General features: G+C 37.3%; 20 protein-coding genes. 6 read left to right on the plus strand and 14 right to left on the minus strand.

The features are described from left to right. Nucleotides 1–6: 6 nt before the first annotated feature. The 8 genes from QWT87_RS13085 to QWT87_RS13120 all read right to left on the minus strand — a co-directional run bounded on the left by QWT87_RS13085 (nucleotide 7) and on the right by QWT87_RS13120 (nucleotide 6,923). Entirely contained in the window at nucleotides 7–2,403 is a 2,397-nt protein-coding gene (locus QWT87_RS13085; protein ID WP_302716452.1) for an FdhF/YdeP family oxidoreductase, read from the minus strand. Nucleotides 2,404–2,430: 27 nt separating this feature from the next. Next, nucleotides 2,431–2,781, minus strand: a complete 351-nt coding sequence (locus QWT87_RS13090) for a DUF7009 family protein (RefSeq protein WP_302716453.1) — start codon at nucleotides 2,779–2,781, stop codon at nucleotides 2,431–2,433. Next, entirely contained in the window at nucleotides 2,778–3,722 is a 945-nt protein-coding gene (fdhD, locus tag QWT87_RS13095; RefSeq protein WP_302716454.1) for a formate dehydrogenase accessory sulfurtransferase FdhD, read from the minus strand. The genes QWT87_RS13090 and fdhD overlap by 4 nt, the downstream gene beginning before the upstream one ends. A 250-nt stretch (nucleotides 3,723–3,972) precedes the next feature. Beyond that, on the minus strand, nucleotides 3,973–4,281 hold the full coding sequence (locus tag QWT87_RS13100; protein ID WP_087706118.1) for a hypothetical protein: 309 nt from the start codon (nucleotides 4,279–4,281) through the stop codon (nucleotides 3,973–3,975). Nucleotides 4,282–4,434: 153 nt separating this feature from the next. Then, nucleotides 4,435–4,701 carry a hypothetical protein gene (locus QWT87_RS13105; RefSeq protein WP_087706116.1) on the minus strand — a complete coding sequence of 89 codons (267 nt, stop codon included), beginning with the start codon at nucleotides 4,699–4,701 and terminating at the stop codon, nucleotides 4,435–4,437. A 4-nt stretch (nucleotides 4,702–4,705) separates the two neighbouring features. After that, complete coding sequence (locus QWT87_RS13110; RefSeq protein WP_302716455.1) at nucleotides 4,706–5,197, minus strand: hypothetical protein; 492 nt, start codon at nucleotides 5,195–5,197, stop codon at nucleotides 4,706–4,708. 63 nt (nucleotides 5,198–5,260) lie between these two features. Beyond that, on the minus strand, nucleotides 5,261–5,998 hold the full coding sequence (locus QWT87_RS13115; protein ID WP_302716456.1) for a hypothetical protein: 738 nt from the start codon (nucleotides 5,996–5,998) through the stop codon (nucleotides 5,261–5,263). A gap of 169 nt (nucleotides 5,999–6,167) precedes the next feature. Then, nucleotides 6,168–6,923 (minus strand): LytR/AlgR family response regulator transcription factor, encoded by a 756-nt coding sequence (locus tag QWT87_RS13120; RefSeq protein ID WP_302716457.1) that lies wholly within the window; start codon nucleotides 6,921–6,923, stop codon nucleotides 6,168–6,170. A 127-nt stretch (nucleotides 6,924–7,050) separates the two neighbouring features. Here QWT87_RS13120 and QWT87_RS13125 point away from each other — a divergent pair, with 127 nt between their 5' ends. Beyond that, nucleotides 7,051–7,500, plus strand: coding sequence for a PA2169 family four-helix-bundle protein (locus QWT87_RS13125; protein ID WP_087706108.1), 450 nt, complete (start codon nucleotides 7,051–7,053; stop codon nucleotides 7,498–7,500). 74 nt (nucleotides 7,501–7,574) lie between these two features. Beyond that, entirely contained in the window at nucleotides 7,575–9,278 is a 1,704-nt protein-coding gene (locus tag QWT87_RS13130; protein WP_302716458.1) for an FAD/NAD(P)-binding protein, read from the plus strand. A 114-nt stretch (nucleotides 9,279–9,392) separates the two neighbouring features. Here the strand turns inward: QWT87_RS13130 and QWT87_RS13135 are convergent, their stop codons facing one another. Next, nucleotides 9,393–11,405, minus strand: coding sequence for an ATP-binding protein (locus QWT87_RS13135; RefSeq protein ID WP_302716459.1), 2,013 nt, complete (start codon nucleotides 11,403–11,405; stop codon nucleotides 9,393–9,395). A gap of 125 nt (nucleotides 11,406–11,530) precedes the next feature. On the opposite strand from QWT87_RS13135, the gene QWT87_RS13140 reads away from it, so the two are divergent. Then, complete coding sequence (locus QWT87_RS13140) at nucleotides 11,531–11,656, plus strand: hypothetical protein (RefSeq protein WP_262511422.1); 126 nt, start codon at nucleotides 11,531–11,533, stop codon at nucleotides 11,654–11,656. Nucleotides 11,657–11,735: 79 nt separating this feature from the next. Here QWT87_RS13140 and QWT87_RS13145 read toward each other — a convergent pair whose 3' ends face one another. From QWT87_RS13145 to QWT87_RS13160, 4 genes are all read right to left on the minus strand, one after another. Beyond that, nucleotides 11,736–13,139 carry an MFS transporter gene (locus QWT87_RS13145; protein WP_116099131.1) on the minus strand — a complete coding sequence of 468 codons (1,404 nt, stop codon included), beginning with the start codon at nucleotides 13,137–13,139 and terminating at the stop codon, nucleotides 11,736–11,738. Next, the gene (locus tag QWT87_RS13150; protein WP_302716460.1) at nucleotides 13,136–13,786 is read right to left on the minus strand and encodes a uridine kinase family protein; all 651 of its coding nucleotides are present in this window, start codon (nucleotides 13,784–13,786) and stop codon (nucleotides 13,136–13,138) included. Before QWT87_RS13150 ends, QWT87_RS13145 begins: the two co-directional genes overlap by 4 nt. Before the next feature lie 40 nt (nucleotides 13,787–13,826). Continuing rightward, nucleotides 13,827–14,954, minus strand: a complete 1,128-nt coding sequence (locus QWT87_RS13155; RefSeq protein ID WP_302716461.1) for a glycoside hydrolase 100 family protein — start codon at nucleotides 14,952–14,954, stop codon at nucleotides 13,827–13,829. A 64-nt stretch (nucleotides 14,955–15,018) separates the two neighbouring features. Then, complete coding sequence (locus QWT87_RS13160) at nucleotides 15,019–17,442, minus strand: TonB-dependent siderophore receptor (RefSeq protein WP_185205373.1); 2,424 nt, start codon at nucleotides 17,440–17,442, stop codon at nucleotides 15,019–15,021. A gap of 243 nt (nucleotides 17,443–17,685) precedes the next feature. On the opposite strand from QWT87_RS13160, the gene QWT87_RS13165 reads away from it, so the two are divergent. From QWT87_RS13165 to QWT87_RS13175, 3 genes are all read left to right on the plus strand, one after another. Then, a complete protein-coding gene (locus QWT87_RS13165; protein WP_087706097.1) occupies nucleotides 17,686–18,618 on the plus strand; it encodes a LacI family DNA-binding transcriptional regulator in 933 nt (310 codons plus the stop codon). Nucleotides 18,619–19,074: 456 nt separating this feature from the next. Continuing rightward, nucleotides 19,075–19,638, plus strand: coding sequence for a hypothetical protein (locus QWT87_RS13170; protein ID WP_076396602.1), 564 nt, complete (start codon nucleotides 19,075–19,077; stop codon nucleotides 19,636–19,638). Nucleotides 19,639–19,722: 84 nt separating this feature from the next. Next, nucleotides 19,723–20,418, plus strand: coding sequence for an ABC transporter ATP-binding protein (locus QWT87_RS13175; RefSeq protein WP_076396608.1), 696 nt, complete (start codon nucleotides 19,723–19,725; stop codon nucleotides 20,416–20,418). A 164-nt stretch (nucleotides 20,419–20,582) separates the two neighbouring features. Here QWT87_RS13175 and QWT87_RS13180 read toward each other — a convergent pair whose 3' ends face one another. Then, nucleotides 20,583–22,520, minus strand: a complete 1,938-nt coding sequence (locus QWT87_RS13180; RefSeq protein WP_302716462.1) for an SPFH domain-containing protein — start codon at nucleotides 22,518–22,520, stop codon at nucleotides 20,583–20,585. Nucleotides 22,521–22,538: the final 18 nt, after the last annotated feature.

Raw genomic sequence — 22,538 nt, forward strand, 5'->3', positions numbered from 1 at the left:
TTATTTTTACTCCAAACTTGTTCCGGATGCGGCAATAATATGCTCGTCGATCTTTTTAAAAATATGCGGATCGTGTTTTCGGATTTTGATTCGGACATATTTGGAAGCGGGCATATTGGCGCCATTCACTACATTATTGATAGATACCAACACATTGGTTTCCGGGAAATAAGTCATGGTGCTTTTCTGAGGAATAGGATATTTTACCAAAATAAAAAGCGGTGCTATTCTCTCTTTGCCGTCATCATAATTGAAAAGATCTACGTGGTCTCCTTCTTTCAGACCAGCTTTTTCAATGTCTTTTTCGTTCATCATCACCACTCTCCTTTCATTGAAAATTCCACGGTAGCGGTCATCTAAACCATACACCACTGTATTGAACTGGTCGTGTGTTCTGGTGGTTCCCATCAGATATTCATCATCGGCAAGCGAATTATCGGGTACGGATGTTATATTGAAGGCTGCTTTTCCCGGATGGAATTCACTGTTGAAAACTCCGTCTCTCGCTGAATTCGGAAGATAAAAACCGGCTTTCTGCACTACTCTTTCGTTATAATTTTCAAATCCCGGAATACATTGCTCCACATCATCACGAATGGCATCATAACTGTTGATGAATTTATCCCAATCCACTACGGAACGCTCTCCTAAAACCGCTTTTGCCATTCTGCAGGCAACGTGGGTCTCATTGATCAGATGTTCTGAAATCGGGTCCAGAATTCCTTTGGAAGCCTGTATCACGCCCATTGAATTTTCGGTACTTATATGTTGAATTTCTCCGTTTACAATATCTTTTTCACTTCTGGAAATCACCGGTAAGATCAGCGCTTCTTTACCATGAATCAGGTGATTTCTGTTCAGTTTTACAGAAACCATTACCGACATTTCGAGATTGCGCATTGCTTCTGCTGTAAAACTGGTATCGGGTGCTGCGGAAAGAAAATTTCCTCCCATACAGAACATGAATTTCACTTTGCCTTCATGCATCGCCTTCAGCGATTTTACCACATCATAACCTCCTTTTCTGGGTACTTTAAAACCATAATATTCCTCTAGTCTGTCTAGTTGTTCTTTGGTGGGATGATGGTTGATAAGCAATGTTCTGTTTCCCTGCACATTACTGTGACCGCGTACAGGACAAGCTCCACCGCCTTGAATTCCAATGCTTCCTTTCATTAGTAAAAGGTTCACGATATTGTAGATCATTTCCACACCGTTGTGCTGCTGCGTAATTCCCATTCCCCAACAAATAATCATGCGTTTTTTTGAAGCGATCATTTGCGCTGCTTCTTTCAGACTTTCAACAGAAATTCCGCATTGTTCAGATAAAAAATTGAGGTCATATCGTTTTAATTCTTCAGCCAGTGCTTCAAAACCTGCTGTTTTTTTTGCTATAAAATCCTGATCCAATACTTTTCCGGGATTTTTTGCTTCTTCTTCCAGTACAAGGATCTGAAGGGCTTTTAAGAGCGCCATATCTCCATTGATCTTGACAGGAAGATACAGATCTGACAATTCAAAAGGCTTATTGAGTAAGGCATGAACGTTCTGAGGATCTTTAAATCCTTTCAATCCTGCTTCCGGAAGCGGATTGATGCCTATAATTTTTGCCCCGTTTTTCTTTCCTTTTGTAAGGGCAGAAAGCATTCTCGGTGAATTGGTTCCCGGATTCTGTCCGATAATTATGATGAGATCGGTATCATAAAAGTCTTCCAGTTTTACGGTTCCTTTTCCGATACCAATGCTTCTGGAAAGTGCATATCCTGAAGTTTCATGGCACATATTGGAACAATCGGGGAAGTTGTTGGTTCCGAATTCACGGGCAAACAACTGATATACCCAGGTTGCTTCATTGCTGGTTCTTCCTGATGTATAAAATATGGCTTCATCGGGAGAATCCAGAGCATTTAATTTTTCGGAAATTTTTGCAAAAGCATCGTCCCAGCTTATCGGCTGATAATGGGTTGCTCCTTCCGGAAGATACATCGGTTCTGCAATTCTTCCCAATTGGCTGATTTCAAAATCCGTCATTTTGGCTAAATCGTATACGGAATTCTCTTTAAAAAATTCGGCTCCGATTTTTTTTGAAGTGGCTTCTTCCGCCAAAGCTTTTGCTCCGTTTTCGCAGTATTCTCCCAGTTTGGAACGTTCGTCATCCGGATCGGGCCATGCGCAGCTTGGACAGTCGAATCCGTCAAACTGATTCATGCTGAAAAGTGCTCTTCCGCCACGAAGGACTGAGGCATTGAGAACCAGCTGTTCTAAAGAATGGATCACTGCGGGAGCTCCTGCTGCCCAATTTTTCGGGGGCTTTACCTTTAGATTTCCCAGTGTATAAGGAGATTCCGCTGAAGGAAATCTGCTGTTTTCTTCTTTTTTATTGAATTCATTTTTACTTTCCATGACTTCTACATTTAAAAAATGAAAGAATTAACATTTTATATTCGGATTGGGATAATTGTCGCTTTGATCTTCCAATGTATTATCGATGCAGACAAAATCTTTTTCTACTAAAATTTTCACCGAACCGGATTGTCCGTCAAATCCTACCCTGTCGGTGGAAATCCATTCAGCGATCATGGTTTCAGGCATTTTTAAAACCATGGTATTATCGATGAAAGCCGATGAGAGTTCTGCGTCTTCTGTTTTTTCAATAGAATAGATAAAAGGACGGTCTATAAATTGTGTAGTACTTGAAATTTTTCCGTTTTTTCCGAGTTCTGCTACTTCAGACTGAGTGAGGCGGAATCTTACGGAGTTGTCTTTTATTCTTATTTTCATAATAGATTTTCAATTTTAAAATGGCTTGCGGAATGGTAGATATTAAACCGGTTGTTCCGCAAAAAGCCTAATAAAGTAATATCAAATTCTTTTGCAAGGTCTATTGCCAGACTTGAAGGTGCTCCTATTGCGGCAACAGTTTGAATTCCTGCCATTGCGGCTTTCTGAATAAGTTCAAAGCTGGCTCTTCCGCTCAGAACCAAAATTTTATTGTCCAGTGGAAGAAGATTGGCAGACAGCGCATATCCTATAAGCTTATCTAAAGCGTTATGTCTTCCCACATCTTCACGTATGACAAGAAGGTTTCCTTGTAAATCAAATAAACCTGAAGCGTGTATGCCTCCCGTTGCACTGAAATTATTCTGGAAAGACTGTAATTTTTCGGATAATTGATAGATCGTATCCAGAGAGACTTCTGTGTTTTGTCTTTTTTGATCTTTAAAAATGCTCACTGTTTTTATAGATTCTATGGATCCTTTTCCACAAACTCCGCAACTGGAAGTTGTATAGAAGTTTCTTTCAGTTTTAATAAGGTCTGGAATAAAACCTTCATTTAATTCTACAATAACAATATTTTCCCTGTTTCTGGAACATTCTTCCTTTGGAGAATAAATGGCTTTAACCTGTTTATTACCGGTTATAATTCCTTCTGTAAATAAAAACCCAACCGCCAGTTCTTCATCGTTTCCGGGGGTTCTCATGGTAACAGATATATTTTTAGATTTTTTTTTATCTGCTGAATAATAGGAAACTCTTATTTCTAACGGTTCTTCTACAGAGACATCATCTGTGTAATGAAAACTGATGTTGTCCTTAACTTTAACGATTTCTATCTGCTTTACCGATTTATCTGATAACAGATGGGCTTTCATAATATAATGGTAATTGGTAAATAAAGGTACAAATTTTATTCCTGAAATAACCTGCAGACGAAAATTCAATTACTTTTAAAGATTTTGAAAGTAATCTTTTTCTCAGACTGATTCGAAATGATGTAAGCTCATTTCAGTTATTTATTATGAATTTAGATTTATTTTAAGCTTAAGATAATTTACAGATTCTAACTTAAGTTTTTGAAATGTAATACTTCAAACCTCAACATTATATTCTGAATTCAGCAAAATAAAAATGACAACATCTCTATGAATGCTGTCATTGTCTTTATTTTCTGAATTGTTTTCGCGGATATTTTTATTTCCAGTCTCCGTGGAAAGCCAACATCTGTTCTGTTGTAGCCTGAAAATGTCCTTCTGTGAATGAATCCTGCAAACGCATCAGACTTCCTTTCTGTGCAGCAAAGAATACGGTCTTTTTATCAGTTATGATTTTAAAGAGCGATTCATATTTTCCGTCTCTCAGATAAATGTATCCGAATTCTACAGTCGTATAATCTAATTTTTCAAAATCTTCTCCCTGCTCCAATTCGCTTACCGCGGTATTCGCAAGGGTTTCTTTTACTTCATTCATCTGTTCAGCGGAGATTTTTTCTGCCTTTTCCATATTTATTTTTTTAAGTTTGTGTTTAAACTCATTAAAAACTTAACTAAAAACCTGTTTAAACTAATTTTTCATGAAAATACTAAAATTTCTTTTTAAACGAAAAAATAAAACCTCGCATACGCAAGGTTTATTTTATATGTAATTGTAAGAAATTTATGCATGTCCTGTTGCGAGGTACGACATCAGCCAGCCTGCACAGCCGATCGCCAATCTCAAGATTAGTTTTTTAAATATTGCTTTGGACATGGATTTTCCCTGTTCAAGATATTCGTCTGTTCTTTCATTCGCTGTTCCTACTTTTTTTGATAATTTGGTTCCCGCCACCGCACTGAGAGAGAACACGTAAAGAATTGCAGCCCACGCAGCACTTGCGAATCCTATGAACATCAAAATAGTTCCTATAATTCCTAATGTATCCATTGTACTAGTTTTTTGAAAGTTTTTTGAGATACAGTTGATAACTCATGAATGCAAAAGCTGCTGAACCTGCCAAACCTAAAAACCCGATCAAAGCCATTGTTTTCGGATTGATTCCTGAATATTTTCCAGCCTCAATATCCGGAGCAATAATCCACATCGCAAGCGATAAAACAATCACCAGTAAACTTACAGCTCTTACAGCATTTTTTTTCATAAAGGCAATAATAATCATGACAAATGCCAAAACGGTTACTGCAATACCCAGAATTCCGGCTGTATCTACCTTCCATTTCGGGGGTACTTTTTCCAGAATCTCAAGGCTTTCTTTTACCTGAGGATCATCTATTTTTGTAATATCGATTCCCTGTTTTTTCAGATCATCAATCTGTTGCTGGGCTTTATCTGCAATACTGTAGTCATCGCTTCCAATTCTGCTCTCGATATTTTTAAATAGTAAGCCGGAACAAGTACCGCCTACCAAAAATGCAAGAACCATAAATATTAAAGTTAATACTCTCATAAACTGTTTAAATTAAATATGTTATTCGATTTTTTTTAATTATTCAACTACTTCTATACTGGTAATTTTACCGTTTTGCCAATGTGTTGTCGCTGTTCCGCTGCCTCCCAAAATATTTTGAATATGGAAGACATAAGTTTTTCCGTCCTCTGTAAAATAAGAAAGTTCTGCTTTGTTGCTCATGATATTACTTGCCATAATATATCCATCCTGTGTTGCAATGGAATGAACATTTTTTCCTTCTTCAACATAAGGCGCAAAACCTTCCAGAAGACCAATAGGTTTTTCTGTGGTGTAAGCATCTATAATTCCGTATACTGCGTCAGGAATAGAAGATTTATCTTTAGTTACAGCCGGGTTTATCACAGTATACTCTGTATCAGCAGGGGTATTGATTACGATTTTATCAATTACTGTATTTTCATCTACAAGAAAATAGGCATCTTCAAATCCTGTATCTATATCATGACCGAAATACATAAGATCATCGGCTGCTTTAATCTCTTTATCTTTGCTGAATACTTTCAGGAAAATCATTTCATCCTTCGGATTTTTAATCTCCAGATAAATATATTTTTTTCCTTTTGGGGCAATTTTAATCATTTTCTCCTTCTCAGAGCGCAAAACTTTCATTTCTTCAAACTTCAGAATGGTAATGGGATTGTTTTCTATTTTAAATTCTTTGCCTATTTCTATTTTTACAGGTTCCTGTCCGCAGGAATTTAAAAGTAATGCAGCCGAAAGAATCGGAATCAAAAAAAATGATCTTTTTTTCATGGTTTATTTAGTTAAATTATAAAATTATTCTTCTTTTTTTGAATATTTTATTTTTTTTAAAATTCAAAATGCAATAATAAACGAAAGCAAAATAGCAATTCCGACAAATGAACATTTGTAAGGATTACCGGTAAATTCGTAAGGTTTACGAGCAAATCTGTGCTCAGTTCTATACATGAAGATGATCCAGCAGTGCCAGAAATTCCTCTTTCTTTCTCACAGAAAGTGGTATGGCTGCGTTATTTTTCATCATTACCGTATTACCGCCATCCGATTTTACATAATGATCAAAATAAGACATATTAATAAGATGTGACTGATGGGTTCTGAAGAAATTAAAAGGAGTTAAAATATTTTCATATTCTTTTAAATTGGTAGAAACAACTAATTTCGGTGCGTTGATAAAATGAAACGTGGTATAATTCTTCTCGGACTGACAATTGACAATATCCTGAATATTAACCGAGTAAATTTTATCCGTTGTCTTCAATCTAAGTTTCTGAATATTTTTAGGACGTTCAGGATCAGAAAACAAATAACTGAATTTGATATCGAAAAGTTCTTTCCTTACTGATTCTTCGGCTTTTTTTACTGCTTCTATCAAATCCTCTGTTTTCAATGGCTTCAAGAGATAATCAACTGCTGAAAAACGGAATGCTTTTACGGCAGAATTCTCACAGTCTGTTATAAATATTAGTTTAAATGTATTCGGACTTAATTTTTCGAGCAGATCAAAACTGCTTCCGTCAGAAAAAAGGGTATCCAGAAAAACGATATCGGGAGAAAACTGCTCTATAACTTTTATACCGGATTCTACAGAATGCGCCTCTCCTACTAAAGTAAGATTCGGGCAGTTATTTTTTATCAGAGTACAGTGTTTTTTCCTGACTTCAAGATTATCATCAATGACGATGACTTTTAGCATGATTATTAATTTTCACAAATATAGAATATTTCCAATTTCTCACAATAAAAACTTAAATAATCCGGAAGTGCTTTAAAAGGGCATGTTTATTGTAAAGTATGAAGGACACCAAATAAAAAATTTAAATATGAACAACGAAAAAAATGTAGCCGTACTTAACGATTTACTGAACATTACCAACGACAGAATTGAAGGATTTTCAAAAGTGGAAGACAAAGTATGGGACACTCATTCTGCGTTAAGAAGTGATTATGACCAGATGGTTTCTGAATCGCAAACTATGAAAAATGATCTGATAAGACACATTAATGAACACGGAGGCGAGGCAGATAATACAACAAGTACAGCAGGAGCTTTCCACAGAGCATGGATTGATGTAAAAAACGCTTTTTCAGCAGATAAGGATGAATCTACTCTGGAAAATGTGGTTTTTGGAGAGAAAGCAGCCATCGATGCTTATCAGGATGCTTTGGACAGCGGAGATCTTGCTCCGGAATGTTCAAGACTGGTTTCGGATCAGCTTCATCATCTGAAATCTTCTTATTCAAAATTTGAAAATCTTGAAGCAAGAAATTAATAAAATAAGTTATTACCATCCCACTAAAGAGAGTTTTTCAGCTCTCTTTTTGTGATTATATAAAACAGTTACCCATGAATAATATCGACAGTATTGCCCTTATTGGAGGCGGACCGGCTGCTTTGTTTGTTGTGAAACATCTTATGGCAGAAAAAATTTATCCAAAAGAACTTTACATCTTCGAAAAAAGTGAAAATCTGGGATCCGGAATGCCTTACAGCCATTATGGAGCTAATTTTGAGCACGTTGCCAATGTTTCCGCCAATGAACTTCCGGAATTGCCACAATCTTTTACAGATTTTGTAATGAAAAAAGATTTAAAAGATTATCCTGATTTTGCCAACAAAGCCGGCGAAAGCATCAACGAATATCAAGTGATTCCCAGGCTGCTTTTAGGAAATTATCTCGAAGATCAGTTTCATAACCTTCTAAAAACTGCCGGTAAACATGGTGTTACGATAAAAGTTTTTAAAAACACAAAAGTTGTAGATATTGACAGGAAAAATGATGATTTTTTTACGGTAATTACAGAATCCGGTGATGCTCACAACGTGTCTAAAGTAATTATCTGCACCGGACATCAGTGGTCTTCTGAAGACGAAACCCGCAGCAAAGGATGGTACGATTCTCCTTATCCTCCTTCTAAATTCAATATTGCATCCAATCATTCGGTTGCCATTCGAGGGACATCTCTTACCGCGGTAGATGCAGTGAAAACTCTGGCAAGGCTGAACGGAAAATACGTTGAAGAAAATGGCGGTCTGAAGTATCTTATTAATGAAGAAAACAAAAACTTTTCTATTACTTTATTTTCGAAAAGAGGATTTCTTCCAGCTTTAAGGTTTCATTCGGAAGGAAGTCCGTATTCTGAAGGTTGGATCATGTCTCATGACGAAATCTATGAATATAAACAGAAAAATAATGGTTTTGTGGATCTGGATTATGTATTTAATCTGAATTTTAAAGAACCTCTCAGAAAGAAGAATGAAGGTTTTTATCAGGAAATAAAAGACCTCACGATTGAAGAATTTGTTGAAAAAATGCTTGAATTGAGAGAAAAACTGGATAGTTTCCAGCTTTTTAAAGCCGAATATGCTGAAGCAGAAAAATCGATAGAAAGACATCAGACCATTGCGTGGAAAGAAACTTTGTCTGCATTCAGCTATGCGATTAATTATCCTGCGAAACATTTTTCGGCAGAGGATATGATGAGGCTCAGAAAGACTCTTCTTCCTCTTATTTCCGTTATTATTGCTTCTCTTCCGCAGTCTTCGTACAAAGAACTTATTGCTCTTTATGATGCAGGAATTTTGCATCTGGTGAATGTAAATGAAAACAGCCGTATCGAATCTCATGAGGAAGAAGGAATTATTTATCATTATACGGATGAAACGGGAGCAGAAAAGTCAGATCACTATAAACTGTATATTGATGCCATCGGTCAGCAACCGGTACAATTCAATGATATTCCTTTTGAAGGTCTGAAAAACGGAAGGTTAATCAGTTCGGGCTATATTAAATTTAAAGATCCGGAAAAAGGTAAAAGTGAATTTGAAAGGGACAGCAGCCATATCATGAAAACAGAGCCGGACAATTATTATCTTCGGGTAGACGGATTGAATATCAATGATCATTTTCAGGCACTGGATTATTACGGAAAAGCAACAGAGGATCTTTACATTATGGCTGTTCCGTATATCGCAGGATTAAATCCCGACTATTCCGGACTGGATTTTTGTGATACCGCAGGAAAAAGAATTGTACAGTCTTTAGTATAAATAAAACCATAAATTATGCATTCGTCAAAATTTTGTAAACCGGACGAATGCATTTTTTCTGAATTCTTAAAGATGGATAAGCAATTTAGAATTGTTTTTCTGTTCAGTTTATTATTATCCTGCTTTTTGATAAGGAATGGTAAACCAAAAGGTACTTCCCTCTCCCAGCTTACTTTCAACGCCTATTTTTCCCGAATGTTTTTTAACGATTTCTGAGCAGATGTATAAGCCGAGACCAAGTCCGGAATAGGATTTACTCATGTATTCAACACGATAATACCGGTCAAAAAGATGAGGAATAACAGATTCAGATATTCCGCTTCCAAAATCGCGCACGGAAATTTTAATGTCTTTTTCCAAACGCTCTATCGAAATATGGATTTCTTCTGATTCTTTGGCGTATTTAACGGCGTTGTTCACAAGATTTACCACAACCTGCTCAATTCTGTGTTCATCGGCATATATTTCCAGATTTTCATCACCCTGTACAATAAGTTTGTATTTATTTTCCAGCCTTACATGGCTGCAGCTTTTGCTCAGCATTTCATAAAGATTAAAGTATCCGTATTCCAACATCAGTTGATCCTGTCCCAGTCTGCTCATATTCAACAGGTCGTCAATCAGCATATGCATCTTGCCGATTTCTTTATCCGACTGCTCTATAAGGCGGTTATGAATTTCAGAGAAAGGACGGTCTTTTATCCTGTTCAGCAACTGTATGGAAGCCTTTACAGCAGTTAACGGAGTTTTGAGTTCATGGCTCGCAACGCTTAAAAAATCATCTTTTCGCTGTTCTGCATGTTTTTTTTCTGTGATGTCGGAAGTCATTCCCACCATTCTGTCCGCTACTCCATTTTCATTGTATCTTGGTCTTCCGTGCGCCTGAATCCAGTGGATAGAGCCATCTTTCCATTTTACGGGATATTCAGCTTTATAAATTCCATTGGTTCTGATGGCTTCCTGTACCAGACTTTTTATTTTTGGTCTGTATTCCGGAAGCATTGCTTCAAATAGATCGGTATAATTGAATTCTTCTTCCGGCATAAATCCGAAATTATATTTAAACTGATCGTTACACTGCATTTTTCCGGTAGTAAGATCTACTTCTGTAGAACCCAGCTTGCTTGCATCCAGAGCAATTTCAAGCCTTTTCTTTATTTCAATAAGCGAGTGTCTGGATTGTACCTGTTCGGTTACATCACTTGCCACCACAAGAACAGAAACGCTTTTGTTGTTTTCATCGAAAATCGGCTGATAGGCAAAATTGAGATAAAGTTCTTTAAGTACTCCGTTTTTTTCGATCAGCACCTTGCTTTCCTTGCCAAAATAGGGTTTTCCGTTTTCATGCACTTCCGCAAGAATATCAATAAAAGATTGCCCCATCAGTTCCGGAAGAGCATCCTTCAACGGCATACCGATAATAGAACGGTCTTTATTCCAGAGATTCAATACTTTATCATTCACAATATCCACTTCAAAGTTCTTTCCTTTTAAAGATGCGATCGCAACCGGTGCTTTTTCTACCAGCGTTTTAAATCTTTTTTCATTTTCCGTTAAAGTATAATTAGCTGTTAAAAGTTCTTTTCTTGCCTGTAAAAGATTGCTGTTAACACGGAAAAGTTCTTCATGCTTGGCATTGAGATCTTCGTTTGTAGCAAGATATTCTTCATTAAGCGCAGAAAGATCGTCTATAAGTTTTTGCTCGGATTTAGATTTTTCTTCTACCATTCTTAATGCTTCCTGCCGTTCTGTAACTTCAAAAGCGGTATGAAGAATATACTCGGTTTTTCCGGATGTATCTAAAATTGCTTTGTATTCGAAATCGAAATAGAAGGTTTTAAGAGTTCCGTCTATATTAAGAATCGCAGGATAATCTTTTGCAATGAAGGTTTCTCCCGATCTCCATACATTCTGCAGCATATCAAAAAAAGGCTGTCCTATTAATTCGGGAACTGCATCCAGAATATTTTTTCCAACAACACTTCTGTCTTTTCCCCAGAAATTAATCATGGCTTCATTGGCACTTAATATTTTTATATCGTCACCCTGATATACTGCCGTTGCATTGGGTGAATAGAATAACACAGACAGTAATTTTTCAGGTTCGATATTCTGAGGAGAATTCATAATTCAATTTAATTAATCAAATATAACCATTAAAGACTATTAAAAATCCTGAATGTGAAGTTTTATGAATTTAATAATCGCTTTTAATCGGACCTGCTCATAAAATCGAAGCTAAAAACAATCTGATGCTGCTTATATTTTATCTTGATGTGAGTGAATACATCAACAGGAATGGAGCATTAGCGAAAATTCATGCCGATTTTCTACTAAATCACTCTGATTATCTTACATTTAGAAGAATTACGGATTGAAAACAGATATGCTTCCATACAAAAAGCGGCTGCAAAAATTTTGCAGCCTGCTTCCTAACCAAATAATATGAAGATCTATTTACTTTTCTGAAGTATCAGGTTTTATTAGAAATACACAACTTCCGGCTACTACAAACAGTACTCCTGCGAGAATAATTGCCGAGGAAGGATTATTTCCTAAAAAGTTATTGAATACAAAACCAAAGGATAATGTCTGTATGAGCATCGGAATTACAATCATCATATTAATCACCCCCATATAAATTCCTCTTTTGCTGTGCGGAATGGATGGTGAAACCATAGAATACGGCAGTCCCATCATCGAAGCCCACCCGATTCCCAATGCAACCATCGGAAGTAAGATAAAGTATTCATTTTTAATAAAAGGTAAGGTCATAATGCCTAAACCTGTAAGGAACAAACAAAATATATAGGTGTTTTTAGAACCGAATTTTTTAGCAAAAGGTACAAGAAGCAAAGCAGAAAGCATCGTCACGATATTGTAAGAACCGTTCATTAATCCGGTCTGTCCTACTGCAACCTCAACCTGATGCAGAATTCCTTTTGCCCAGCTTAAGTCGGAGGATACAACAGAAATTCCTTTTTTAGCACTTTCTATCAATGCATTGGCTTTAGTTTCATCAGCCTCAGAGATTCCGTACAGCGAAGACTTCAGCATCGGCGTGATGAACTGCCAATAGACAAAAAGTGCGTACCACTGGAAAAGATAAACCAGTGCGAGTTGCCAGAGAACTTTCGGCATTTCTTTTATTGCGACAATAATTTCTATAAAAGGTGTGAAAAATGTACTTTTTTCTTTTGCGATTCTTAATTCTTCAATTTCTTCTTCCGTTGGCGGGATTTCGGGTGTTTTATACACAGACCACGCCACAGATGCGATTGAACAGAATGAACCCAGAAAGAAGGAATAATAAACCCATACAGGAATTCCTCCGCTTGCAGAATTTCCGCCTAAATATTTTTGAAAAACAAATAAGGAAAGATTGGCAAGTGTAATCCCCGCTCCCACAAAAAGACTCTGCATCTGGAAACCGAAGGTCTGCTGATCTTCCGGAAGTTTGTCTCCGATAAAAGCGCGGTAAGGTTCCATTGCGGTATTGTTTGCGGCATCCAGAATCCATAAAAGTCCAGCTGCCATCCAGATGGTGGAACTGAAAGGAAATAAAAACAAGGCTATACTGCAGAATAATGCTCCCAACAAAAAGAACGGTTTTCTGCGCCCCCATTTCGGACTCCATGTTTTGTCGCTGATGGCTCCGATCAACGGCTGGATCAACAATCCGGTAATGGGACCCGCCAGATTGAGGATTGGAAGCTGTTCTGCATGCGCTCCCAAAAACGAATAGATGGGATTAACCGCAGTCTGCTGCAGCCCGAAACTGTACTGAATCCCGAAAAAACCGACATTCATATTCCAGATCTGCCAGAAACTCAGGCGCGGAATGATTCTTTTTGCGTTCATAAATCTGTGTTTACAAGTTCATAGTTTTTTCCGAGAATAAGATCTGCATTATTTTTGAAACTGCGGATAATCTGATGTTCAATTTCCAAAACTTTTTCTACAAAGTCACTTTGCTCGTCACGATTGCGTTTCATACGGTTTTCGTGAGTGTCTCTGTAATTGCGGTCTATGAAAATTTTAAAATCAAATTCTTCAATTTCGAGAATGTAGGTTCCTTCCACAATGATGACTTCGTACCCTGAAGTGCCGATTTTTTCACTGCTGATCAGATTCTCGCTGTAGTAAACCAAAGGCTTTTCAATCTCCGCAGATTCTGTTTTAAAATCTTTTATATTCTGAGATAATTTTTCAAGATCTACTTCCTGAATTCCTACATTATCCAGAGATTTTAGTCGATTCTCGTGGTTGGTTTTCGGAGGAAGTTTAAAATAATCGTCCATCTGCAAAACCAGACTTTTCACATTCTCCTGCTCCAGAATTTTCTTCAGGGCAAAAGCAGTTACCGATTTCCCGCTTCCGCTTTCTCCTGCAATCCCGATCGCAATTTTCTGCTTTCCATTCAGGGGAAAGTTTTTTTTCAATAATGCTGTTATTTCTTTGGCTGTAGCCAGATGTTTTTCTTTTAATTCTATAACGTCGCCGACCATTTTTTACTTTTTTAAGATGAAAAATTTGAAAAACTGTACTTTAATAAGTCATTAAAAGGTATCCCGATGCTGAAAAGCAAAGTTGTTCTGTTCCCAATGGCAACAGCTGATCTGTGGAATAGTATTCTCTGAAATGCTCTCCTTTTTCATTCATCAGTTCTTCGTACTGCTTCAGGATTTTTTCAGGAATATCTTTTACGCCTTTCTGTTTAAGTCCGAGACAAAGCCAGCCTAAAAATATCGGCCAGGAACCTCCGTTATGGAAATGATGGGGTTCGTTTTTGAAGCTGTAGCTGTAGTTGTTTTCCAGCAGACGCCAATCGTCATCTCCGGGGAAAATCACGGGATAAAAAGCCGGAATCATCCAATGTCTGAATTCCTCTTTTACTCCATTTAAAAATTCTGAAAAAGCGTTTAGATCCAGATCAAAATCCAGTAAGAGAGCGAGTGCATTTCCTGCAAGATCAAAACGTCCGTCATATCCGTTTGCATTCAGCGAAGCGTAGAAATAGGGTTTTGCGGTAACTTTAGCATAAGCCGTTTCGTGATATTTAGCTGAATCTGAACCATTTTCATTTTTATAAAAGTTTTCCTGAATCAGATTTTTTGTATTTTCCGCTACAGTTTTTAATGTTTCATCATCATAAACTTCAGCAGCATTTTTTAAAGCCCAATATCTCAGAACGTTATCGTACAAAGTATATCCGGAAGTTACATATTCATCTGCCCAGTTTCCGCCCAACGGACTGTACACCAAACCTCTCTGGTTGTATTCCCAGCTTTTAAGACAGGAAAGAGCTTTGTAAATTTTTTCTTTCAGACTGTTTTTAAGCTCATGATTTTGCGTTTTTGTAAGATATTCGCAGGTTGTAACGATCCACCATGTTGTGGCATCGGTTCTTCCTACGTGTGTTCCGTAGCTTGCTTTATCATTCACCACATTGGAAGGGATCTGTCCGTTTTCCGCCTGATGTTTAGCGAGTGTAAGAACAGATTTTTCCAGTGCGGCAAGAATTTCTTCATCATTTACTAAAATTCCGGCATATCCCGTCATCATAGAATCTCTCGCCCATACTCTTGCGTAGTTGTCTCTTTGTTGTGCAGATGCCAGAATTCCTTCTTCTGTAATGGCTTTCCTTATAATTTCAATGGCTTCCTGTCTAAACATATTTTATTTTTTTGAAAAAATGCGGAATGAATTTTCATTCATTCCACATTTAGAGGTAAAAGTATTAAAAGTCAAATTTTACACTTGCGCTGTAGCTGCTTCCCGGAAGCGTTCTTGCTCTTACGATTCCGTTTCCTCCTGCGATGGATCCTTCTTCAGCTTCTGTAACTGCAATGGTGTTGAAGATGTTGTTTGCATTTACGCTAACCGAAAGATTTTTCATCAGTTGGTAAGAAATATAAGGGTTTACAATCGCATAACCAGGCATAATTAATTTGTTTGAATCCTGAGTGTAAGCTTTTGTTGCTCCGATTAAGTAGAAACCAACGTTTAATTTTTCTACGCTGAAGTTAGGATTTACGGAGTACATCAATTTAGGTGTTCTTCTAGGCGTGTTTCCAACGATGGTAGGATCCAGTGCGTTTTTAATTTCCGCATGGGTGTAAGTAAGTCCTGCTTTTATGTCAAAACCTTTTGTAATTCTGTAATATCCGTCCAATTCTACCCCAAGAGACTCGTATTTGTTTTCTGTTTTTCTCTGTGTAGTCGCTTCGTAATTCGCTTCCTTAGTTCCTGCATAGAAAAGCGTTGTATTAAGGAAATATCCTGCTCCTCTTAATTTGTAACCGGCTTCCACCTGATTTACTTTGTTTACTTTTACAGCATCCAATGCAGGATCATCATTATTGGTATAGTTGTATCCGGAGAATAAAATTCTGTCTGCAGAAGCACTTCCACCCTGGCTCACTCTTGCAAATACGGCATTTTTACTGTTTAAAGCATAATTAGCACCTACTGAATATCCGAAAATTCCGTATCTGTAGTTTACAGGAACATTGATGTTGTCGTTAGAACCTACCAATTGTTCTGGAATATCGATTAATCCATTTCCGTTCATATCGCGACTTGTATACGTAACGGTTCCTCCAGAGAAAGTTCCTGTCACCTTTCCGATATCATATCTTGCACCTGCATCAATCGTTAACTTATCAGTCGCATTAATTTCGATCTGTGCGTGAGGCGCAGTAATGTCATATTTCGTATTGTAGTTTCTTTTTAAATTTCCCCAGTCTTTCATTCCATAGTTAAGTAAACCCTGATCTGTGATGAAAGCTCCTGAAAGGTTTTTAACATCTACCAATCTTGCATTGCTGTCGCTTACTTCCTGAATGTAGTTGTTCCACATCCAGTCCATATTGATGTTTTGGGTAGCCTTGTACAATCCTGCGTTGAATTTCACATTGCTCCATTTTTTGCTGATGTTAAAATCGTTTACAAAATTATTGAAGTTGTTAAGCTTTACATTGAAAAGTGCAAGTTTCATGTAATAAGCATTCATATCCACCGGAGTATTGGTTCCTGAGTACACTGCACTTCCGAAATTGGTAAAGTTAGCTGCCGTAAAGAAATCGCTTCCTTTGCTTACACTTGCAGGGAAAGGTGCAATGAACTGTCCGTTGTTTGCGGAATAACGGATTCTGTCTTCAAATTTCCATCCTTCTCCAAGGTCATAATTGAATTCTGCACCAATGGTTTTTGAAATGGAATGCATTCCGTCTGTAACATCGCTGTCAAAAATATTACCGTCGTTTCCTAATGTTCTGTCGTGTTGAAGATTGATCGTCTGTAACGCACCGTTCAGGATGTTATAATTGGATAAAGAAGACCATTTCGGATCTGCATCTGTTCCTGAAACCGCAACCGGCATCGGCATATACGCGGCAGTTCTGTCATCCAGAAATTTAGCATAAACTCTGAAGCTTCCTTTCTCGAACTTTTTTAGTAAAGAAACTCTGAACTGTCCTCCGTTATTGGAATTGAACCCTGTTTTTCTTGGTCCGTCCCCGATTCTGTAGAACCCTCCCAAAGCTAAAAACGTATTATCTGCGATCTGCGTTCCGTAGTCGAAATCTGTTCTGTAGTTTTTATAGTTTAATCCTAGCTGCTGTGTGATGCTTCCGCCTTCTTTTTCTCCGGTCTTCGTGATGAAGTTGATGATCCCCGCCGGAGAATTGCTTGCAAATACAGAGGCAGAACCTCCTCTTAATGCTTCCACTCTGGAAACAAAAGAATCGAATCTTGTAAACTGATCCTGTGTTCCGAATGCAATATCTCCGAACTGCATTACCGGTAAACCGTCTTCCTGAATCAATAGATATCTGGAACCTCCTGCTGAAACAGGAACCCCTCTTACGGTAATATTGGAGTTTCCTTCCCCGCCTGAAGATTCTGAACGGATTCCCGGAATGGTACGGAAAATTTCGGCAGTTGTTCTTGGAGCAGCATTTTCTATATCTTTCATTTTTAAGGTAGAAATAGAAGTACTGGTTTTAATAGAAGCTTTAGGGTTGGAGTTACCTGTGATAACTACCTCATCGATTGCTTTACCTCTTGTAATTGTATCATTTTCTGTGCTTTGAGAAAACATAAAGGCTGCTGTATTCATCGCGCCGAAAATGAGCAATCTGGTAAAAATTTTTGATTCCATAATTTTTGAGAGTTTTTAATTATGGTCTAAAAGTATTTTTTTTAACATATTCAAAATGTAGTTTTTGGTTTGTGTTAAATTTATATTAATTTCAAACGTTTGCGCAAACGTTTGCGGTGGATAACTTCTTAAAATTTTAACTTTTTATTAACTTTTTTAAAGATTATTTTAACATTTTTTAACTTAAATTTAACCCGAAAACATCACTAAATTAACCCAAAAATTGCCTCAATTAACTTAAAAATGAAAAGAGTCACAATAAAAGACCTCGCAGAAATGCTCAATATCAGTGTATCTACAGTATCCAGAGCGCTTAAAGATCACCCTGATATCAGCAGTGCCGTAAAGCAAAGAGTAAAGGAGGCTGCGGAAACTTTCAACTATATTCCGAATGATTTTGCCATCAATTTCAGGAAAAAGTCTTCAAAAGTTATCGGACTTATCATTCCGGAAATGTCGATGTTTTTTATTCCTTCTATTATAAGAGGAATTTCTTCGGTGCTGCATAAGGAAGGGTATCATTTTTTTGTATTGTCCTCTGAAGAATCTGTGGGAATGGAGGAAGAAAACATCATTACCTGCATCAACTCGCGTGTGGACGGAATTCTTATTTCTCTTACAAGGCAGACGAAAGATCTTTCTCACCTGAACAGAATAAAGGAGATAGAAGTTCCTGTAGTAATGTTTGATAAAACGATTTCTCAGAGTTCTTTTGAACAGATTATTTTTGATAATAAACTGAATGTGGAAACTGCCGCTGAAAAGCTTGCCAATAATAAGTGCAAAAAAATTCTTGCCATTTTTGGGGATGAAAATCTGGACATCACCCAAACTAGAAGGGATTTTTTCCTGCAAAAGCTGAAAGAATATCCGCAAATGGAATGCAAGGTTATTTTTTGTGAGTCTGCAGAAAGCGTAAAGGAAAAACTGAACATTATTCTGGACTATGAACAGTTTGACGGTTATTTCGCGATGAGTGACGAAACGCTTGCCGGACTGCACAGTTCTCTTATCAAAAAGAAGGTACAGACTTCGGATGTAAAAGTAATTGCGATAACCGAAGGCACACTTCCGAAATATCTTGATGAATCTTATGAATGCATCATCAACGATGGGTTCAGTATGGGAACGATGGCGGCTTCCAAGCTGTTGCAGCTTATTAAAAATAACAGGTAATCGCGGATAACAGGATTTTCATAGATTATTTTTGCTAAATTTGCCTCAAAATAAACGTACACGAAATGAAAAAAACAACTCTACTCTTTCCGGACTTTTCTCTCTTTAAGCCAATAATTTCAATCCCTGAATTTTAAACAGTTTTCGCTAACAAATTACTTAAAGCATCGATTTTATAATCGGGTAAAGTGATTGATTTTTAAAATATTATGAAATACAAACTTCTATTTTAAGAATTATCAATTATTTAACAAATTTAAAATTTACTTTTATAAACAATTAAATTTCAAATATTTAATATAATTCACACTAAAAAGAATAAATTTTATCTATTGATTCCTTTTAACAGATATTAAAAAAAATTGTTACATTTGTTTTGAGGGAGTAAAAAATACTTTTTCGCGTTTTTATTTGTTAATTTAGAATACCAGATTATATAGCATTAAAAATCAACCCATGAGAAAAATAATTCTACTATTTGTATGTATGTTCGGTATTTCAGTTTCCTCACAGATCAAGGTGTTGAAAAACGAAACTCTGATAGAAATTGGTAAAGATAATGCCGTAGGTTTATATAAAAAAGACGATAAATTTACTTTCAATTATCAGGATCTGAACACCGCCAACCTTAATACTTTCAGATCATTTTCTTTTCAGAATCTTAATAAAGACGTTTCCGGACTTTATGAAATTATTGAAAACGGATTTATCGACATTCCCGTAGGAAACATCATTCTGGAACTTCCGAACGATATTATAGAACTGCATTTTGAGAAAAACTACGGTACTCCTACTGTTCAGTTTATTCAGTATATCAACAAAAACAGAAAATTCGTAGGAAAATCGCAGCTTCTTACAAAAAAACAGATTGATAAGATTTTCGGTAAAACCAACGGAAAATCTGCATTGTATGAGAAGCCGGGACAAAAGAATAATGTTCAGCCGATGAATGCTTCCAATCCGCAACCTGCTGCAGTTCAGCCTACCGCAGAAACTTCAGGCAAGAAGTCCAAAAAATAATCAAACTTTTTAAAATATTGCACAAACTCATTCATCCGGATGAGTTTTTTTATTTTATTTTTGCAAAAAGATCATTACGAAATTATGTCTCTTCAAATAAATAATTTAACCAAAAAATTTGGTGAGCAGACTGCTCTGAACAACATTAACGTTTCCATTGACAGAAATGAAATTATCGGTCTTTTGGGTCCGAACGGAGCCGGAAAATCGACTTTAATGAAATCCATTGTCGGCGCACTGAAAATTGATGAAGGTGAAATAATTTTTAACGGAAAAAACATCACGGAAAACGAAATCGAAAGCAAAAAGAAGATCGGTTTTCTTCCTGAAAACAATCCGCTGTATCTGGAAATGTATGTAAAGGAATATCTACAGTTTGTTGCCAATATTCATAAAATTCCGGCTTCAAGAGTAGATGAAGTGATTGAACTCGTAGGAATTACGCCTGAAAAATCTAAAAAAATCGGTCAGCTTTCCAAAGGGTATAAACAGAGAGTAGGTCTTGCACAGGCAATTATTCATCAGCCGGATCTTTTGATTCTGGATGAACCGACCAACGGACTGGATCCGAACCAAATCATCGAGATCCGAAATGTGGTGAAAGAAATCGGACAACAGAAAACGGTTTTGCTTTCCACGCACATCATGCAGGAAGTGGAAGCGCTTTGCTCGCGCGTGATCCTTATTCATAAAGGAAATATTCTGCAGGACTGCCCGATTGATGAGTTCAAAGGCAAGTTCGAAAGTCTTGAAGAAGCATTTGCAAACTATACCGCATAAAAGGAAAAAGCTCCAAAATCTGGAGCTTTCCTCTTTTGCACCGAAGATTTTGGCAAAAGATATATAGAATGGTTAAAAGTTTTTAAAGCGGGCAGAAGAATTTTCTGTACTTTGAATATATATGATGTTGTGTTTTTTTTGATTCTGACATTCAGCCAAAATATTTAAGAATTGTTATCGCTTTTTTCTTCAATTACATTAGCCGTTTCTAAGTTTTTCTTCTGAACCTGCTCCAAAAGCTGCAATCCCAAAAGTCCGCTAATTCCTCCGTTTGCCGAATCTCCGTTTCCGCCGATCAACACTTCAGGCATAATTCTTACGTTTTGGCTGGCAATATTTTCCATGATCTTTAACTGGGTGAAATTATTTCCGCCCATTGCTTCCACAGACAATTTGTAAGATTCTGCGTTGGATTTACCGATCGCTAAGATTTTTTCCGCTTCAGCATTACCCGTTAATGAAATCTGTTCTGCACTTGCTTTTGCCAGTAATTCGATTTTTTCGGCTTCGGCTTTTGCGAGAAGTCTTGTTTTTTCTGCTTCACCGGTTGCCAGAAGTTTCAGTCTGTCTCCTTCCGCAGTTGCCTGTAATCTTACGGAATTGGCGTCTCCGGTTGCTTTTTTCACGGATGCATCGGCAATTCTTTCTGCAATCACAACGCCCTGATCTGCTTTTACAATTTCTTTCTGCATATCTGCAACGGCAGTTTCTTTTTCCAGAGCCTGTCTCGTTTCCTGAGCAAGCATTTCGGTTTCGTAAGTAATTTTCTGTTCTTCTGCTAACTTTCTGTCTGTTAAAGTTTTCATCAGACTTTCAGGAGGAACGATAGCTCCAATTAACGTATCCACTGCATTTACATTATATTGTTCCAAAACGCTGCTGATGTGATCTTTGGCTGACTGCTGTCTTTCTTTACGGGTTCCTAAAAAGGCAATTACATCGCTGTCCTGCGCAGAGTTTCTGAAGTAGTTCCCGATCGTTGGTTCCAAAACCTGACTCACCAAATTGATCATATTTCCGAAACGGGCAATCACTTTTGGCGCTTCGTACGTCGGAATATGAATAATCTGCGAAACATCCAAGTTGAAAGGGAAACCGTCTTTGCTTCGAACCGTAATGGTGGAAAGATTTTTATCGAGTTGATGGGATTCGCTTCTTTCGTAAGCCCAGTTTAAGACAAGATTGGTAGTCGGAACAAGTTCCACTTTCATAATATAAGGGTTAATTGGATATTTTCCGGGACCGATGGGTTCTGCCCAAACTCCTTTATGTCCTTTTTCTACAATATTTCCGTGCTTAAAGTCTACCCCGCTCAAATCCTGTCCTTCCTCTCCTACATAACTGATAATGACTCCAACATGACCGATCGGAATTTCCGTCATTTTTACCATTTCAACTTTTGTAAACCAAGGGTTTAAGAAATATGAACCCGCCAAAATCACCTGTTCCTGAAGTCCTTTGTAACCACCGCTGTTTAAAAAGGTATCGACATCCTGAAATTTGTTGTGGTTATTAATGATCTTTCCGGCAATCTGTCCTTCTTCCAAAGGGCTTCCTTCCATCGTTGTTATAATTCCTACTGCATTGTCAGGAATCTGGGTCATATCTGTAAGTTCAATTTCAAACAGTAAAGTATTGATTCTGTATGATCCGGGAGCAATGATGGCGGTTTGACGACCTTTTCGTCCTCCGTTTTTTAAGAATGCTTCGGCATCCTGAAAAGAATCGCAATCTACTTTTCTTCCTAAAATTCTTCCGGTTTCCAGCTCCATCCCGTCTTTCGCAAGAAGTAAGCCTATTTTTCCTGTGGGAATTACGGTGAAAGGCTGAAAATCAATAGAATATTGCCAGATCCATTTTCCGAAATAAACTCCGGGAGCCAAAGTCTGTGCCTGAAAGCCGGCTTCTCCATTGGTGGCAATGATTCTTCCTTCGGGAAGTTCCTGCTTACCGACAAGCACGAATTTTTTGGTAACCAAGCCTATTCTGTCCTGTGGAACAATGACTAATCCGAAGAAAATTCTTAAGATAAATTTGTAAAAAATAACGCACAATAGTGCAATAACGACCGGAATCATCCAGCCATGAAAACTTAATTCCATAGTTTGTTTGTTTTTTTG

The sequence above is a fragment of the Chryseobacterium urinae genome, from assembly GCF_030518295.1.
Taxonomy (GTDB): Bacteria; Bacteroidota; Bacteroidia; order Flavobacteriales; family Weeksellaceae; genus Chryseobacterium; species Chryseobacterium mucoviscidosis.

Bases quoted from the DNA above. Each gene is read 5' to 3' on its own strand.
- QWT87_RS13155 (WP_302716461.1), bottom strand. From the start codon at position 14,954: ATGTTTAGACAGGAAGCCATTGAAATTATAAGGAAAGCCATTACAGAA.
- QWT87_RS13090 (WP_302716453.1), bottom strand. From the start codon at position 2,781: ATGAAAATAAGAATAAAAGACAACTCCGTAAGATTCCGCCTCACTCAG.
- QWT87_RS13135 (WP_302716459.1), bottom strand. From the start codon at position 11,405: ATGAATTCTCCTCAGAATATCGAACCTGAAAAATTACTGTCTGTGTTA.
- QWT87_RS13100 (WP_087706118.1), bottom strand. From the start codon at position 4,281: ATGGAAAAGGCAGAAAAAATCTCCGCTGAACAGATGAATGAAGTAAAA.
- QWT87_RS13180 (WP_302716462.1), bottom strand. From the start codon at position 22,520: ATGGAATTAAGTTTTCATGGCTGGATGATTCCGGTCGTTATTGCACTA.
- QWT87_RS13165 (WP_087706097.1), top strand. From the start codon at position 17,686: ATGAAAAGAGTCACAATAAAAGACCTCGCAGAAATGCTCAATATCAGT.
- QWT87_RS13110 (WP_302716455.1), bottom strand. From the start codon at position 5,197: ATGGTTCTTGCATTTTTGGTAGGCGGTACTTGTTCCGGCTTACTATTT.
- QWT87_RS13115 (WP_302716456.1), bottom strand. From the start codon at position 5,998: ATGAAAAAAAGATCATTTTTTTTGATTCCGATTCTTTCGGCTGCATTA.
- QWT87_RS13130 (WP_302716458.1), top strand. From the start codon at position 7,575: ATGAATAATATCGACAGTATTGCCCTTATTGGAGGCGGACCGGCTGCT.
- QWT87_RS13085 (WP_302716452.1), bottom strand. From the start codon at position 2,403: ATGGAAAGTAAAAATGAATTCAATAAAAAAGAAGAAAACAGCAGATTT.
- QWT87_RS13150 (WP_302716460.1), bottom strand. From the start codon at position 13,786: ATGGTCGGCGACGTTATAGAATTAAAAGAAAAACATCTGGCTACAGCC.
- QWT87_RS13175 (WP_076396608.1), top strand. From the start codon at position 19,723: ATGTCTCTTCAAATAAATAATTTAACCAAAAAATTTGGTGAGCAGACT.
- QWT87_RS13145 (WP_116099131.1), bottom strand. From the start codon at position 13,139: ATGAACGCAAAAAGAATCATTCCGCGCCTGAGTTTCTGGCAGATCTGG.
- QWT87_RS13105 (WP_087706116.1), bottom strand. From the start codon at position 4,701: ATGGATACATTAGGAATTATAGGAACTATTTTGATGTTCATAGGATTC.
- QWT87_RS13140 (WP_262511422.1), top strand. From the start codon at position 11,531: ATGCTGCTTATATTTTATCTTGATGTGAGTGAATACATCAACAGGAAT.
- QWT87_RS13170 (WP_076396602.1), top strand. From the start codon at position 19,075: ATGAGAAAAATAATTCTACTATTTGTATGTATGTTCGGTATTTCAGTT.
- QWT87_RS13125 (WP_087706108.1), top strand. From the start codon at position 7,051: ATGAACAACGAAAAAAATGTAGCCGTACTTAACGATTTACTGAACATT.
- QWT87_RS13120 (WP_302716457.1), bottom strand. From the start codon at position 6,923: ATGCTAAAAGTCATCGTCATTGATGATAATCTTGAAGTCAGGAAAAAA.
- QWT87_RS13160 (WP_185205373.1), bottom strand. From the start codon at position 17,442: ATGGAATCAAAAATTTTTACCAGATTGCTCATTTTCGGCGCGATGAAT.